General features: G+C 41.1%; 14 protein-coding genes and 2 tRNA genes. 8 read left to right on the top strand and 8 right to left on the bottom strand.

Annotation, left to right across the window (positions count from 1 at the left end):
* The first annotated feature begins 178 nt into the window (after nt 1-178).
* Together ABMY45_RS15345 and ABMY45_RS15340 are read left to right on the top strand one after the other, a co-directional pair.
* Nucleotides 179-2419: a TonB-dependent receptor gene (locus ABMY45_RS15345; RefSeq protein WP_349289101.1), complete on the top strand. Its 2241-nt coding sequence runs from the start codon at nt 179-181 to the stop codon at nt 2417-2419.
* 102 nt (nt 2420-2521) lie between these two features.
* A complete protein-coding gene (locus tag ABMY45_RS15340) occupies nt 2522-5203 on the top strand; it encodes an ATP-binding protein (RefSeq protein WP_102056696.1) in 2682 nt (893 codons plus the stop codon).
* 65 nt (nt 5204-5268) lie between these two features.
* Here ABMY45_RS15340 and ABMY45_RS15335 read toward each other — a convergent pair whose 3' ends face one another.
* Complete coding sequence (locus ABMY45_RS15335; RefSeq protein WP_029215759.1) at nt 5269-6105, bottom strand: hypothetical protein; 837 nt, start codon at nt 6103-6105, stop codon at nt 5269-5271.
* A gap of 134 nt (nt 6106-6239) precedes the next feature.
* On the opposite strand from ABMY45_RS15335, the gene ABMY45_RS15330 reads away from it, so the two are divergent.
* Genes ABMY45_RS15330 through ABMY45_RS15320 form a run of 3 tightly spaced genes read left to right on the top strand, consistent with a single transcriptional unit; the run spans nt 6240 to nt 8089 of the window.
* Entirely contained in the window at nt 6240-6629 is a 390-nt protein-coding gene (locus ABMY45_RS15330; protein ID WP_102056698.1) for a hypothetical protein, read from the top strand.
* Nucleotides 6611-7603, top strand: a complete 993-nt coding sequence (locus tag ABMY45_RS15325) for an NAD(P)H-quinone oxidoreductase (RefSeq protein WP_349289100.1) — start codon at nt 6611-6613, stop codon at nt 7601-7603. Before ABMY45_RS15330 ends, ABMY45_RS15325 begins: the two co-directional genes overlap by 19 nt.
* 57 nt (nt 7604-7660) lie before the next feature.
* The gene (locus ABMY45_RS15320; RefSeq protein ID WP_349289099.1) at nt 7661-8089 is read left to right on the top strand and encodes a GNAT family N-acetyltransferase; all 429 of its coding nucleotides are present in this window, start codon (nt 7661-7663) and stop codon (nt 8087-8089) included.
* Between the two features lie 615 nt (nt 8090-8704).
* Here ABMY45_RS15320 and ABMY45_RS15315 read toward each other — a convergent pair.
* The 4 genes from ABMY45_RS15315 to ABMY45_RS15300 form a co-directional block, all read right to left on the bottom strand.
* Nucleotides 8705-8781: transfer RNA gene (locus ABMY45_RS15315), tRNA-Val, on the bottom strand.
* An 11-nt stretch (nt 8782-8792) separates the two neighbouring features.
* Nucleotides 8793-8869, bottom strand: a tRNA-Val gene (locus tag ABMY45_RS15310).
* 124 nt (nt 8870-8993) lie between these two features.
* Entirely contained in the window at nt 8994-9989 is a 996-nt protein-coding gene (locus ABMY45_RS15305) for a DUF3080 family protein (RefSeq protein WP_349289098.1), read from the bottom strand.
* A complete protein-coding gene (locus ABMY45_RS15300; protein WP_102056702.1) occupies nt 9964-11322 on the bottom strand; it encodes an MATE family efflux transporter in 1359 nt (452 codons plus the stop codon). The genes ABMY45_RS15305 and ABMY45_RS15300 overlap by 26 nt, the downstream gene beginning before the upstream one ends.
* Nucleotides 11323-11497: 175 nt before the next feature.
* On the opposite strand from ABMY45_RS15300, the gene ABMY45_RS15295 reads away from it, so the two are divergent.
* The gene (locus ABMY45_RS15295; RefSeq protein WP_010604611.1) at nt 11498-12139 is read left to right on the top strand and encodes a riboflavin synthase; all 642 of its coding nucleotides are present in this window, start codon (nt 11498-11500) and stop codon (nt 12137-12139) included.
* Between the two features lie 124 nt (nt 12140-12263).
* Here the strand turns inward: ABMY45_RS15295 and ABMY45_RS15290 are convergent, their stop codons facing one another.
* A complete protein-coding gene (locus tag ABMY45_RS15290) occupies nt 12264-12467 on the bottom strand; it encodes a CPXCG motif-containing cysteine-rich protein (RefSeq protein WP_102056703.1) in 204 nt (67 codons plus the stop codon).
* Nucleotides 12468-12537: 70 nt separating this feature from the next.
* On the bottom strand, nt 12538-13392 hold the full coding sequence (locus ABMY45_RS15285) for a fructosamine kinase family protein (RefSeq protein ID WP_102056704.1): 855 nt from the start codon (nt 13390-13392) through the stop codon (nt 12538-12540).
* 125 nt (nt 13393-13517) lie between these two features.
* Here ABMY45_RS15285 and ABMY45_RS15280 point away from each other — a divergent pair, with 125 nt between their 5' ends.
* A complete protein-coding gene (locus tag ABMY45_RS15280) occupies nt 13518-14210 on the top strand; it encodes a DUF445 domain-containing protein (protein WP_235367494.1) in 693 nt (230 codons plus the stop codon).
* A gap of 64 nt (nt 14211-14274) precedes the next feature.
* On the opposite strand, the gene ABMY45_RS15275 is transcribed toward ABMY45_RS15280, so the two are convergent.
* Nucleotides 14275-14619, bottom strand: coding sequence for a DUF3718 domain-containing protein (locus ABMY45_RS15275; RefSeq protein ID WP_235367493.1), 345 nt, complete (start codon nt 14617-14619; stop codon nt 14275-14277).
* A gap of 442 nt (nt 14620-15061) precedes the next feature.
* Here ABMY45_RS15275 and ABMY45_RS15270 point away from each other — a divergent pair, with 442 nt between their 5' ends.
* Nucleotides 15062-16444: an amidohydrolase gene (locus ABMY45_RS15270; RefSeq protein WP_010604616.1), complete on the top strand. Its 1383-nt coding sequence runs from the start codon at nt 15062-15064 to the stop codon at nt 16442-16444.
* The last annotated feature ends 10 nt before the right edge of the window (nt 16445-16454 follow it).

Genomic DNA, 16454 nt, shown 5'->3' with positions numbered 1-16454 from the left:
TAACCTATATTCTACGCCCTGCAATTTGCAGGGCTCAGATCCCACCTTGGTATAATTTGTATGTATTATGAACGATAACTTGAACCTTAAAAGGGTAATCGGGTTCATTTGTTTGGGGGTCTTTTTAATTCAGCTATACTGATAGTGCAATTGCATGATATAGCTCGGGATTCAAACTATGCCACATCCAAATGTGCTGTTAAATACGATAACACTAACATTACTCTTAGCAGTCTCGATGGAAGCATCAGCACAAGTCGAAGAAGAAATCGAAGTCATTGAGGTATACGCCCAAAAAAGAAAGCAATCTATCAATGATGTTGCTATCGCTGTTAAACCCATATCCGGACAAGTCATCACTGACGCCGCGCTGAAAGATACGACCGAACTAGGTAGTTTAGTTGCGAATGTAAAAATCAGTCAAAATGCAGCTGAGGGTACGCCCCCAGCGGTCAGCATTCGAGGTGTCGGACTTGTCGATTATAACACGGCTAACACTTCTCCGGTTGGGATGTATTTAGATGGTATATCTGTTGGGTCTGCGAATAATCAAATCATTAACTTGTTTGATGTTGAACAAGTTGAAGTGTTGAAAGGTCCACAAGGTACACTTTTTGGTAGAAATACCACTGGGGGGGCAATTTTAGTGCGCACGGCGCGCCCAACAGATGGTGATTTTGCTTCTGTCAGTGTAGGGGTCGGTTCTGACTCTTTATCAAGAGCTCGTGCGACGCTCAATTATAGCCTAGATCAAAATAGCGCGGTGCGACTTGCAGCTAGCCACAATAACTATGAGTACACAACGTATAACTTACAGCCTGACGCTCCTGAGGCGTATATGGAACAAAATGATGTTCGACTAAGTTATTTTGGCGAGTTTGATAAGTTCAGTGTTTTTGTGAAATTAGATTATGGTCATTGGAATGGACTGGTTCAGCCGGTCGGGAATATCGGATTATTCTCAAACCCTTTGGATGGTTCATTATGTTCTCCAGCCCAAGCGGGCACTAGCAACTGCGTTGATGCGCTTGGCTGTAATATTGGCAGTGACGATTTTTGGGCTGTACGGGTAAATAATTATCAAAAACATCACAGTATAAGCAAAGGCGTTACAACAGAGGTCGCGTATGCACTGGATGACCGGTCTCAACTTATTTATCTTGGGGCTTTCAATCGCTTAGATAGGATACATGGATTTAATTGTGATGGAAGTCCATTTTCATTGTGTGAAGGCGAGTTAGGACTTAAAAATGAAAAGCTGGTGAATGAGCTTAGGTTTGAGCAAAGTATGGAGACCGGCTTTCTAACGGTAGGTTTATTTCAACTAGAAGAGCGTATTTATCAAGATAATTTTAATGACTTATTACGTGATTTTAGGGGAACCCCTAATGGTTCAAGTGCGGCGACCTTTTTCTATGATAATGATATTAAAGTAAAATCAATGGCCTTATTTGGTCAATATGAATATGAAGTTAGTGAGCATACAGATGTACTCGTAGGAGTAAGATATAGCGATGAAGATGTGAAGTATGACTCTTTTTCCTATTTAAACGTGCCTTTTGGAGGTAATCTCGCTGGCATTTTAGTTCCTGCCTACGACATTGAGGGAAAAGAGTCCGATAGTAATTTGTCTGGAAAATTGTCGGTTATCCATAAAGTTAAATCGGATAACAGTGTTTATTATAGTTTATCTAATGGTGTAAAAAGCGGCGGCTATAACGGTGGCTTCCTTATTTCGAAGGATGCCGCGATACATGCAAGTTATGGCCCTGAAGAACTAATCGCTCATGAAGTAGGCGCTAAGCTGTTATTTAATGACCTTAAACTTCGTACAAACTTGGCTGCTTTTTACTATGATTATAAAGATCAACAGGTATTTATGAATCAGGCTTCAGAAGTACCTGGAGCGCCGCCTTATCAGTTACTTGAAAACGTAGGTAAGTCCAAAATCTATGGTGCTGAGATAGAAAATACTTGGTATCTATCGGAGCAAACTCAGATAGGCTTAGATGTAGGGTATATACCTGAAGCTAACTTTGAGGAGTTTATCGATCCAGTTGGCGTTGTATTGACCGACAATCGTTTACCGTTTACATCCGAATGGAATATCTCTGGGCAAATAAATTATGCATTTAATTGGGATGAAGTTAGTATAAAAAGTAGAATAGCATTTGATTATCAAAGCGAATATTACTTTGACCAAAATGAATCTCCGTATGCTAAGCAACCCAGTTATATGCTTTGGAATGCTAATCTACAGCTGGAGTATAGAGACTGGCAGTTAGGTATTTGGGGTAAAAATCTTCTAGATAAAGAGTATAGCCACCTTAAATTTGACCTGAGTAGTTTTTTGGGAATGTTAGAAGACTTTAAAGGTGAGGGAAGAAGAGTAGGCATGGATGTAACATATCGATTTTGATTTTGCTTAATCACTATACGTATAAGTCACCTGACTTGGGGGTTGAAAACTTGCAGATACAATACCGAATCACAGGTAACTTTACTGAGGTAACAGGCTAGAATGCGTTTACTCCTGATCATTTTCAGCATAATTCTGGTTTCTAGTTTTGCCTATGCAGATCAGGCTGTGTTGAAATTGACGCAGCCTTGGCAATATCAAAATTTACACCATGTTGGAAAGGCTTATGAGGCAAATTCTAGTACAAGATTTCCTCAAAACTGGGCTGAATTGAGTGCGTGGGAATCTATTCATGAACCACTAAAAAACAGAGCGCTGTTTTCTGGTCGTTATTTCTTGGTTACTAAAGTCAGAAATGAAACACCCTTAAATGAATTTGTGCTTTATCCATACAATACGGTATTAAGCAAAGTTGAGTCGAGGATATATACACCGGAAACAGTCTTGCGAGTTTTCTCTGGGGGTAAGGTCGAAAATGAATTTGCATTTCATTATGGCAATCAAGTCACGTTAGAGCCTAGTCAAGATTATTATATCGTTACTCTCTTCGAGAGTGATTTCTTTTACACCCCGGTAAAGTTGACCATTGAGCCTCTTAGAGACTTTCAGCAGGAAGTGGTCTATGAAAATCTTATTATGACGCTTTGTTTTGGTGTCGGCATTGTTTTGGGGCTGTATAACTTATTAATCTACATCGGCTCTAAAGATATCACTCATTTTTATTACGCATTATTCACTTGTGTGTGGGTATTTGCGTGGAGCCATTTTTTTCATATTCCCGACGAGTTATTTGGGTTTTACTCTGCAAACTTACATTGGTTAGGTTTTGCGCTTGCGCCATTAACTAACGCGTTATTTTATATCCATCTTCTAAAACTCAAGGACGTTCATCCAAACTATGTGTCGATTTCTATTTGGCTTGGTGTGATAGCTGCGCTTGGACTACCGTTTTGTATTCTTTTCCCTGGCTTTGGTTTTATTTGGGCGACTTTAGTAACGGGGTTAGCGCTTTGCTTCGGACTATTTGTTGGTATTACGCGTTGGACTGAAGGATTTAAGCCCGCTCGCTATTTTGTAATGGCATATATTGCAATGGCGATCCCCAATATGGTGGGTAATTTAACGAACTTAAGTTTGCTGCCTGAATCGTCGAGTAACTTATATCTTTACGGTCTAATAGGTACTGCGCTTGATGCATTACTGCTGGCCTTCGCAGTTGCGGACAAGTTTAGAATTACCAGTGAAGAAAATATAGAACTCAATAAAAACCTTGAAGCAAAGGTGTTAAAGCGGACCTATGAGTTAGAGCAGGTGGCCTCAGAACTTAGAGATGCTAGTGAGGCAAAAAGTCGATTTTTGGCAAACATGAGTCATGAAATAAGAACACCAATGACGTCAATTATTGGCTATGCCGATGGCATTATGCTCGGAGATATTAAGCCACATGAGCGTAATCACGCTATCTCCGTTATTTTGCAAAACTCGCGTCATGTACTTGGGCTAATTAATGATATTCTGGATATGTCTAAAATTGAGGCCAATAAACTAGAAGTTGAGTTGGTGGAGTCAAACCTTTTTCAAGCGATTGCGCATGTCGATTCATTATTGGGTAAGCAAATTAGAGATAAAGGACTGGAGTTTGCGCTGAATTATCATTTTCCGCTGCCTGATTTTGTGGTTATTGATCCCACTCGTTTGCGACAGATATTACTAAATCTCACATCTAACGCAATGAAGTTCACGACGGTTGGTAAAATCTCGATTGATGTGGCGTGTCAAAACGAGCGTCTCATGATTACAGTGCGAGATACCGGGATAGGAATGACAGCGGACGAGCAAAAAGAATTATTTAGCGCGTTTTATCAAGCTGACTCTTCCACATCAAGGAAATATGGTGGGACAGGGCTTGGACTAAATATCTCCAAAAGCTTAGCGAGAAAGTTAGATGGTGATATTTCGGTAGAAAGTGAGGTAGGCTCAGGTACTGCCTTTACTCTTACTGTTGGCCTATATACCACCGAGAAAACAAAGTGGGTGCAAAGTCTCGCTCAAATTGGTGATGTTCGTGAACAAGGCACAATACCTGATGAAATAAATCAAGAGCTTAAAGGTGAGGTGTTATTAGCTGAAGATAACACAGACAATAGTAAGCTTATTAAGCGTATTTTAGAGCGTATGGGTTTATCTGTGACGGCGGTTGAAAATGGTCAGCTAGCGGTACAGGCGGTACTAGATGGTGATTTCGATTTGATATTAATGGATATCCAAATGCCTGTAATGGATGGTGAGCAGGCGTTTAGCTTTATTCAGGCAACAGGGTGTAGCACGCCTGTGATTGCATTAACTGCCAACACCATGCAGCATGAAATTGAGCGTTACTTAAAACTTGGATTTAGTGATCATCTTGCAAAACCTATTGATAGAGTCGTGTTCAGTCAAAAGGTAGCCTATTATTTGGATATCCAAGTCGACGAGGAAGTTGATCTTCCTGAAGCCGAATTTTATCAGTTAAAACAACAGTATATTTCTGGGCTGCATGAGCAAATCATTCAGATAAAGAATCAAGCTAAGTATCAGGACTACGATGCGTTAGCAAGAACAGTTCATGCGATTAAAGGTACTGCTGCGATGTTTGATTGTATTGATATTCATAAAATTGCAAACGAGTTGGATGTTAAGCTGAAGAATAAACAACTAGAGTGTGTTGAAGTGCAGCTAACTGAGTTACTTGGTGCGATGACAACCGCTATTGAGTCAGAAAAGCAGCAAACCAAACAAGCTTAGGATTCTACGCCTTGTTAATATTTATAGCGGATAGGCATGATAATGAAAGGATTTTATACAACACCTTATCTTAATGGCTGCAGACTGTAGATTTGAGCCTTACTTAGGTCAGGGAAGTCCTTCCGCTGTTTATAGTTGGCATATAGATTGGAAAATATGGTGGTTTTGGATAGTTTATCTAGACTCGCAATAAATAAACGTCCACTGTTACGGTCTCCCGATATTACACTGCCTTTACAACACTGCTGAAATGAGGAGATAAGCGCTCTGATTGTGTTCTTATTGCCCGTATCCTGCAGTGCAATTTCTGCTTCTATAAAGAATGCAACCCCACTCCAATAGACTCTTTGTTGTGCGTTTAATGACCACATTTGTTCGCTCACTGTTTTAAGTGCTCCTTTATTCATTCGCGTATTTTTTGCGCCTCGGCTGAGCCCTGAGATTAATCTTGTACGAAACTCTGCAACATTAAAAATATCGTTCTCTAGCATAATGACATTTTGTAAATAGGTAGCAAGCCCCTCTGCAAGCCAGAAATCTGAGTGGTCAAGCAACGGGTGATAAAGGTGAGCAATTTCATGGTACAAGGTCCAATCTTTAATCAACACTCGGCTTGAGGTAAATCGTTTGATTTGGAGTAGAACAGCGTCGGGTTTGCCACGTTGAACCGTGGCCCATGGCACAGGCTCAGATGCGAATAAGCTCGGTTCAATGATAAATGGAAGTGTATATTGTTGTAATATTCCCAAGGAACGCTCTGTTGCTTTAACACCGTGTTTTAGCCAAGTTTCCACATGTTGTCTATCACTGCCACTGATCCAGCTCTTATATTCGATTTCAATTTCGGTTGCCTGAGTGGATGCAATTAAGCCAAACAACAGTATAAACATTAATAATTTCATTATTTTCTCTACAATGGTTACTTTGTAAATAGACCTGAGAACGCATTATTTCATTCTTGATGTTGAGATTATCTCAACTGACCTGGTTGGGTGATTGTGTAAAACTGAATAAAACAACGTTAAAGGGAAATAAGATGAAAGTCACCGCACTTAGTTTATTGTTATTGAGTCCAATTGCTTTGGCAAACCCACTTTTAGGTACTTGGGAATTTGTTGAGGGAAAATATGCCACCACAGATGGCATTGTATCAGCGCAAGCGCCTAGCTTGACGTCGATAAAGTTAATTACTGAGGCTCACCACAGCTACATTACGCAAAGTGAAGGAAAGTTTAAATACGCTGGTGGAGGGAGTTACAAAATAGAGGGAGATAGATTTATCGAAACCTATGAATATGGAAATGTTACTTCCTTACTTGGTCGAACGATGTCATTCAGCTACAAGATTGATGGTAATTTATGGCATCATGAACTGTATGAAGATGGTAAGTTCGTCGAGAAGGAAGTATGGAAAAAAATTCAGTGATCCCAAAGAAGATGCGTTATATCAGTCACGCATCTTCTCAGCTTCAAATCCAGTACACTGAAACACCAACATTGAGTGCAAAGCAAGTGCTAATCAAAGTGCATGCGTTTGGGGTTAATAGAGCAGACATTTTGCAAAAGCAAGGGAAATACCCTGCGCCTGAAGGCGATAGTGAGATATTGGGTCTGGAAGTGTCTGGAACGATAGTTCAAGTGGCGTCTCCTGAGTTTGAATATTTACTTGGTGATCAAGTGTTCTGTTTAACCTCTGGAGGCGGCTATGCTGAGTACGTGGTTGCACAAAGTGAATTACTCATGCCGTTAACCAAAGGCTTGTCATTGAGCTATGCGGCAGGCTTAGCAGAAGTATATCTTACGGCCTATGATGCGATTGTGCGAACTGGGCAGCTAAATTCTAATGGGATTTTACTGTGCCATGGCGGAGCTTCGGGTGTTGGCAGTGCTGCCATAAGGATTGCAAAAAGGCTAGGTGCAACGGTCATTACGACCCAAAGTAGCAAGGAAAAGGCCAAGTACGCAAAGGCTCTGGGGGCGGATTACACTATTAATTATTTAGACTGTGATTTTGCTGAAGAAATGAAAAAGCTTGGTTTGAAAGCAAATGTCATTCTTGATCCAGTCGGTGGTGAATATCTCAGAGCGAACCTAAGAGTTGCAGCAATGGATTGTCACTGTGTGATGCTCGCTATGCTAGGCGGAAGATATACAGAACTAGACTTTGCCAAGTTACTCGCGAAAAGGTTTAACTTGCACGGAAGTACGTTGAGAAACCGCTCATTGGACTATAAAACGGAATTAGTGAAAGATTTTCTGAATGAGTTTGGCTCGGACCTGCCGGATCAGACAATGAAGATACCAATATATAAGGAGTTATATTGGGATGAAATTGAGCAAGCCCACGATATTCTCGAACACAACCAGAACCTTGGGAAGGTGATAGTTAGAGTTAGTTGACTGTTTATTTATACAGTTGTTATGCTATCACTCTTAGTGATTAGAGGAGTGATTATTTTGACGTTCAAAATTGAAGAGAAAGTACCTTGCCCAGAGGAATATCGTGATTTGCGAATAGCCGCTGGATTATCTGCAAAATCTCTAGAAGCAGCCACAAGCGGACTACCTAACTCATTATATGGGGTTGCAATTCGACATAACGAACAACTTGTGGCAATGGGCCGGGTGGTTGGAGACGGAGGTTGCAATTTTGAAATTGTCGATGTTGCCGTCAATCCGCTTTATCAAGGGCAGGGATTAGGGCGTACAGTAATGGAATATATTGATGGTTACTTAGCATCAAATGTTTTGCCGGGCTCGTATGTTTCAATGATTGCAGACGAGCCAGCCTTTTACGAGAAACTGGGTTATCGCTTAGTAGCTCCAGCGAGTCAAGGAATGACAAAGAAGTTCACAGTAGGCTCCATTAACAGCTCTAAAGTTTGAATTCTCAACTTTTTTCTTGGTAGATTAAGAAATAGCGATAGATATAGATAACTTTTGAAGGGTTGCAACTGAGTGGATCCGAATTATCGACCCTTGGCACGGGTTATAGAGAGTAGGTAGTGCTTTTCTTTATTTGAATTAGATCTAAGGTTGGTACAATCGAATGGATTCTTATTAGATAAGACTGAATATTTAGGATTGGTACAACCGAGTGGATTCGAACCACCGACCCTTGGCACGGGTTATAGAGAGTAGGTAGTACTTTTCTTTATTTGAATTAGATCTAAGGTTGGTACAATCGAATGGATTCTATTAGATAAGACTGAATATTTAGGAGTGGTACAACCGAGTGGATCCGAATTATCGACCCTTGGCACGGGTTATAGAGAGTAGGTAGTGCTTTTCTTTATTTGGATTAGATCTAAGGTTGGTACAATCGAATGGATTCTTATTAGATAAGACTGAATATTTAGGAGTGGTACAACTGAGTGGATCCGAATTATCGACCCTTGGCACGGGTTATAGAGAGTAGGTAGTGCTTTTCTTTATTTGAATTAAATCTAAGGTTGGTACAATCGAATGGATTCTTATTAGATAAGACTGAATATTTAGGATTGGTACAACCGAGTGGATTCGAACCACCGACCCCTACCATGTCAAGGTAGTGCTCTAACCAACTGAGCTACGGTTGTATTATAAGATTTGGTACGACCGAGTGGATTCGAACCACCGACCCCTACCATGTCAAGGTAGTGCTCTAACCAACTGAGCTACGGTCGTACAATAACATTCGTTTATTAATTGTTTTCAGGTCTGTGCCTGTCAACGCGTTGTAATATATAGTGACTCAGCTAACGGATCAAGCGGCTTTCAGTAATTTTTTGATTGTTTGCCTTTTTTTTGTTCATACTGGAGGGATTTCACACAGCTCGTAAAATTTTTTCCACCATTTTACATGTGCTTTCGCAGAATCTTTAAGGTTATCCAAGTGTTGTTGAAGCGTGAGCGGATCGGCAAGGTTATTATTTTGATACAATAGGTGAATAGGCTGCCAGGCAGCGATCAACTCTTCCGTAGAAAGAGATAGCATTGCCTGATACGGCTGAAGAATGGATAAATAATACTTGTTAAAGATATTGTTTATGATCTGTGCCTGCTTTTTATTTCCGCCGCTTTTGCAAATGCCATCTTTTAGCCTAAGTTGTTGTAATTGGCGTGTAGTCGCATTATTCAGCTGAGTCTGTTTACGGACGCTTGTAACCAAAGATGAGACAAATCGCTGAGAAAGCACTTTTAAAGCGGGTGTGAGCGTGTCTGGGCTGAGATTTTCTGGCGTATCCATGTTTATTACCAGCTCTGCGAGCTCGTTAACGGCCTCTAGCATGTTGCCGTGGGCTGCTGGCAACTCTAGTGGTACTTCTTCAGCGATTAACAAACTCAAACTTGCCAACTCTCTTTCAAATGTCATCATATGAAGAAAGTGGCGTGGAAGCTGTTGTTTCTTATCCTGTACTGCTTGAGTTAATGTTTGTTGCAGCTCGTCGCTCGTGTTTGGATGCTGAATGCAGTGAGGAGCTTGTTGAATAAATAAGATGGTGTATTTCAAGCGTTCACTTGGGTAACTTACTTTCCCTAATTGATTATTGTGCGCAGCGATGAGATTTGTGACTTTGCAGTGTCCAGCGGTCGCGATGTCTAACATAGAGATAGTTAGCTCACTTGTCGGCAATGGCACTTTTTCGACCTCCGGATTGTAAAGTGGCGCTGGGAGTACCACCTCTATGTCAGTTGCGCTCGCCAAACGTTGTTGATATTCAACGGCAATATCGGTCGGCTGCTTGCTGCAACCGGCCAAAGTAAAAAGTAATAGCGTACTAGCTATTCGCTTGACTAATCTCAAATTTCACCCGTTTGTTTACGCATGTCACCAATAATACTGCCGCCGTACTCAAGCCAATAATAATACCAATCCAGAAGCCTTGAGGACCCATTGCAGGCGTTATTAAATCGGTCTTTGCTAATACATAGCCTAATGAAAAGCCAATTAGCCAATATGATACAAAGGTAACCCAAGATATTGGCTTAGTATATTTTAGCCCCCTTAACACACCATTTGCCGAGACTTGTAATGCATCGGGCAATTGATACAAACAAGCCAGCACCATAATGCTGGTTGCAAGAGCGGCTACTTCAGTATTGTTGGTATAGAGCCAAACAATCTGATCTCTTCCTATATACGTAATGAGTGCGACAAATAGAGCAATTAAGGTGGCCAAAAGAAACGCGGTATTCACCGAAAGCTTAAGTTGGTCTAAGGCTCCTTGTCCAGTTAGGTTACCGATCCGGATGGCAATAGCCATCGACAAACTTAATGGCATCATAAACAGCATTGTAGTGACGCTGGCTGCAATTTGGTGACCGGATACGGAAATAGGACCTAGATCTGCAATAAATAATGGAATGCACGCAAATAGCGTGACCTCAAAGAAGGTAGCCAGTGCAATTGGGAAACCAAGTGCTGCAACATATTTCATCATAGTTAAACTCGGTTTGGTAAAACCGCTAATGAGGGCCTTTCCATCTATGTGTTTACTGTTCAAGCTATACACCCACTGTGCAATTGCCATTGACCAAAGCACGATGGATGTAGCGAGGCCACAGCCCGCACTACCAAGCGCTGGCGCGCCAAATTTACCATAGATGAAAATATAGTTAGCAACGACATTGATACAAAGACCAACAATACTGATGTAAAAAGCAGGCTTTGTTTGGCCAACCCCTTCGGTGACATTGCGGTATACCGTAAAGATCAAAAAGCCCAAGAGACCCCATTTCACAAAATCAATATAGCCTTGAGCGAGGGCCTGAACATTCTCACTTGCCCCAATATTTGAAAAAACAATAGAAGTAAAGTTCGCTAAAACCAAACCGACGGTAAAAAGCGCTAAAGCGAGATACAAGCTTTGCTGGAAAAATCGTTTGATCCCTGCGGGGTCATTAGCACCATGGCAATGCGCAACAATACTCGTAAGTGCAAGTAAGATCCCTTGTAAACTAAAAATCAAAGGGTTCCAAACACCCGTAGCAATAGAAAGAGCAGCTAAGTCTTCAGCACTGACTTGACCTGCCATCATCGTATCAACGACGGTCATTAAGACTAAAGTAACTTGAGCGAGAAAAACGGGGATCGCAAGTTGAAGCAAGCGCCTGGCTTCCCAAGTTGAAAAATTCATGGTGAGATACTACTTAAGGCGTAAAAACGTTAGTTTATTTTAGTGCTTTGTTTTTAGCAAAATTTTGCGGCTAGCAGCCGCAACTATTTTTATCTAGTCGGATATTCAATACAAATTAAGTACATCTCTTAGTGCGATTTCGCTACAATCTCAAGGATAAATTAAGAGGGTAGATATGTTTACAGGAATTGTTCAAACAAAAGCGACGGTGGTGTCGGCGAAGCAGGTCGATAATATTTTAAAATTAGTTATTTCTGTTGGTGCTGAATACCTCGATAAGCTGACCTTGGGTGCGAGCATAGCAATTAACGGATGCTGCCTAACGGTGGTGCACTTCGAACAGCCAGAAAATGACGTGGTAGGGCAAGTTTGCTTTGATGTGATTGATGAAACATTGAGACTCACTAATCTAGGTGAAGTACAAAGAGGGTCACAGGTAAACTTTGAGCGCTCGATGACATTTGGTACAGAACTCGGCGGTCATATAATTTCAGGGCACATTCAAACAAGCGCGAATATCAGTGAAATACATCGCAACGAAGGCAACTGTAGGATGCATGTAGCATTGTCAGAAACGTGGCATAAGTATGTTATGTACAAAGGCTTTATTGCGGTAAATGGTGCGAGTTTGACTGTGGGGGAGCTTGATCACACCGGCTTTTGGTTACACCTAATACCTGAAACGCTGGCGCTTACCAATTTGGGTACGATGCGTGTGGGAGATACTGTGAATATAGAGGTTGACCAACAAACCTATACGATTATTAATACCGTTGAAAACTACATGAAGAAGCAAACTCTATTGAAGCACAACTAGTACCTTGCCCGAGTAACGCCCTTTACCTCTATTTGCAGGTACCAAAAGCATTAGCTAAGGTTGTGTCAACTTGATAAGCAGCTCGCAAATGAGCTGCCCGTAATCTATAGCGCTTCTGCTTTGATTAAAACACTTGTTCGTCGTCGCTATCAACCCTAAGTTCAAGCTTATTGTGCAGTTGGTCTAAGTGCATATTTAGGTGTATTGGATTGCAACAAGCAGCACAGTCTTCGAAGTAGTCCTGATCGCCTTCACTTGTATCAAGATTGACAAAAATATGATGTCCACAATGCGGACATTCAATACGTTGTTGATATAGGTTTTTCATTGGCCCTCCACCTGAATTGGCCAAACTAAATACCTTTTAACTATAGCGCATTGTGACGAAAATATGGCAGTTATTTGAGCAGGGCTTGCACTTGTTCTGCCGCATCCCGTATGTACTTGCCAGCAAACAAGTTTGCTTGCACCAGAAGAGGATATAAGCGATAAATGTCTAAACGTTCAGGTGAATTTTCTGCGAGTGGATAGATAGACTCGTAACCACGATAGAAGTCATCTGGTAGTGGAGCGAATAACGAAGCCATCGCAATATCAACTTCTCTATCACCATAATAGCAAGCAGGGGAAAATAGCACGGGTTTTTGATGGCTAAAGCCAATGTTACCATGCCAAAAATTACCGTGAACTAGAGACGGTTGAACTTGGTGTGGAAGAAGTGGCTTAAGCTGCTCCACAAATGTGTCGATATCAGTGAGGATAATCCCTTTTTCAGCGAGCAGTTGTAGTTGCCAACCAATTCTTTCCTCAGCAAAAAAAACTTCCCATTTTTTGTGCCATTGATTTGGTTGCGGCAGCTCATGAATGTAATTGTCTTCTTCTAGGCCGTACATTTCCTGTTCATGACGTTGGTGCATTTTAGCAAGGCTTTGACCGCACTCAAGCCAGTTTTCATTGCGATGATCTAGTTCTAACCATTCCAGTACAATAAAACAAAATTCAACACTCGTACCCAGTGTTATTGTATCGGCCACGAGGAAATCAGAGTCGCGAATAAGCTTTTCACGATTAGATGCTTCACACTCAAATCGCTCTAAAGCTTGAATAGGAGCTACTTTGACCAAAAATTGATGGGTATCGTCTGCAATCTTATAAAGTTTTTTAGACCCATAACTTTTTAAGGTTTGCTTCGAAGAAAACTCAAATGCGTCATGGAGAGATTCAGAGATTTGTTGGTTGACTTTGTTCCACATAAGTTAGATCCAACATATTCACTTACTCTAAAATATGGTTGAAATTCTCAAGATCACAAATACTTGAGGCCTTTTTCTAAAAAAAATAAAATATCATGTCTGTCATTTTATCCAAGGGAAGTACATTGAATAAAAATATCATCACCAATCTACTGGCGATACTGCTAACCGGTACTGGCTTCGCACTGGAAAACGATGTGTTGTTTTCGGTTGGATTGTTTGCACTATCTGGTGCAATGACGAATTGGTTAGCGGTACATATGTTATTTGAGAAAGTGCCTTTCCTCTACGGTTCAGGGGTTATCACGCTTAAATTCGAGTCGTTTAAAACGTCGATTCGAGATCTCATCTTGAGCGAGTTCTTTAGTAAAGAAAAACTAGAAAAGTTTCTCGGCAAGGAGCACCCAAAGTTTGACTTGGCACCTATCGCTAATAAAGTCGATTTAAATCCTGCGTTCGACCGTTTGTTAAGTGTGATTGAGGCGTCTCAATTTGGCGCGATGTTACAGATGTTTGGTGGGACTGAAGCTGTACAACCGTTGCGAGAACCATTTATAGAGAAAATGCGATTAGCAATAGTTGAGCTTGGTGAACAGCCAGAGTTTGATGCTGCAATTGGTGAGTCACTCAGTAATGGCCTACTTGGCGATGATTTACATCAAACCATTGAAAAAGCGGTAGATGAGCGACTTAATGAGCTAACGCCGCAAATGGTAAAGGAAATTGTACAAACCATGATTAAGACTCACTTAGGTTGGTTAGTTGTGTGGGGTGGGGTTTTCGGTGGTCTATTTGGGTTGTTGGCTGCAATCGTATAGTAGAAAAAGGCGTAGTCAGGGATTGCTACGCCTTGCTTTTTTGTTTACAAACATGTCGACATGACTACTTTGAACCTGAGACAAAAATAGTCTTTTGGTCTACTTGAGCGATGTCTTTGATGCTGGTCCGTGTACTGCTGTCTACACCGAGGAAATCAGCGGCTTTGTTGAATCCATAGGTGGCTGCAAATTTACCGATTGGCATATCATTACAGTGTAGTTTTTCCTCGACAACTCGTTTTTTGAGGTGGTTATCTTTAATGGTGTGGAACAGGTGGATTCTATTGTCTTTGACAACCGACATACAAACTTTGGTGGCTCTGCTATCATCCGCAGCAACAAAATCTGCTGCAGAAGTTGTTCCTACTACTAAAAGCGAGGTTGCACATACTAAATTTAACAGTTTCATGATTAGCTCCTTGGCTATCTCTAGGACACGTTATTAGTATTGCGAAAGTTTTCATGTAATGCTGTAAACCAAGTAATTCTGAATGTAATAGAGTATGTCAAATGTGTACAAGAATTCTAACTGCATGTAAAATATTAGATTATTTTATTTCTGAAGATACAGATAGTTGAAACTTTTTTTGCTATAAAATACTATTATCGATAATTTAACACCTCATTCTTACATTTACCTCTTATCTGCTACTTGTGTGTCAAAACGTGTCAATATAGATGCTAATTTACATTTTGTAATGGCAGCTAAGCCTTTTCAAATTACTCACTGATGACAACATGCGTTATAATATCCGGACGTTCGTCGTAATTACTTGTGACTGAAGCTCATAATTGCGTAAAGTGCGATGGCATGAGTTAAAGTCACAAAAAAACAATAGAGATGACAAAAAATGTATAAATTTGCTCCCTCCATAGTCGTAGCTGGCATTGCCGCAGCTTTGATGGGCTGTCAGGATAACGGCCCACAAAAAGAAAAAGTTACCATAGAGAAAAACCCATACCCAAGTACTTACAAGCCTGTACCTTCTCAATCAACCCTAATCACTAACGCAACCGTTCTGACCGGAACCGGTGAAAAGATAGAACAAGGTGATGTATTTATTGTTGACGGTAAAATCAAGCAAGTTGGTAAAGACCTATCTGTTACGGCAGATATTACCATTGATGCTGAAGGTAAATGGGTAACACCTGGCATCATCGATGTACACTCTCATTTAGGGGCTTACCCCAGCCCAAGCGTAGAATCGCACAGTGATGGTAATGAAATGATTAATCCTAATACTTCACAAGTATGGGTTGAGCATTCTGTATGGCCGCAAGATCCTGGCTTTAACCGAGCTAGAGAAGGGGGGATCACCACGCTACAAATCTTACCTGGCTCTGCAAACCTATTTGGTGGTCGTGGTGTTACCTTAAAGAATGTGCCAGCACCAACAATGCAAGCAATGAAATTCCCAGATGCGCCATATGGATTAAAGATGGCATGTGGTGAGAATCCAAAGCGTGTATATGGCTCCAAAGGTGTTGCCCCTTATACTCGCATGGGTAACATGGCAGGATACCGTGAAGCTTGGATTGAAGCTGGTGAATATAAGCGCGCTTGGGAACAGTACGAAGCCGAATATGCTGCTGGCTTGAATCCGGATGCACCAAAACGTGATATCAAGTTCGATACGCTTCGTGGTGTGCTAGATGGTGAAATCTTGATCCATAACCATTGTTACAAAGCGGAAGAAATGGCAATGATGATTGACTTGTCTAAAGAGTTTGGTTATCACGCAGGAACCTTCCACCACGGTATTGAAGCATACAAGATTGCTGATTTGTTAGGTGAAAACGGTAACTGTGCAGCGCTGTGGCCAGATTGGTGGGGCTTTAAGATGGAAGCCTATGATATGGTTCAGGAAAACGTTGCAATTGTTGATGCAGTGAAAAACTCATGTGCAATTGTTCATTCGGATTCAGATACCACAATTCAACGCTTGAATCATGAAGCCGCAAAAGTGATGAACACGGCTAACCAGTCTGGCTTTAACATCAACGAACAGCATGCAATTAAATGGATCACCTCGAACGCTGCTAAATCGTTAGGCATTCAGGATAAAACAGGATCGCTTGAGCAAGGCAAACAAGCCGATGTAGTAATTTGGAACACCAACCCGTTTAGCGTGTACTCTCGTGCAGAGCAGGTCTTTGTGGATGGTGGTAAAGTCTATGATCGTCACGATGAAAAATATCAAGCGGTTAGTGATTTTATGTTAGGTCAAAAGTAAGGAGTTGATG

This window comes from Pseudoalteromonas sp. XMcav11-Q (genome assembly GCF_040104525.1).
Classification (GTDB): domain Bacteria; phylum Pseudomonadota; class Gammaproteobacteria; order Enterobacterales; family Alteromonadaceae; genus Pseudoalteromonas.
The sequence above is the reverse complement of the archived record's forward strand: the minus strand, read 5'-3'. Positions and strand labels throughout refer to the sequence as shown.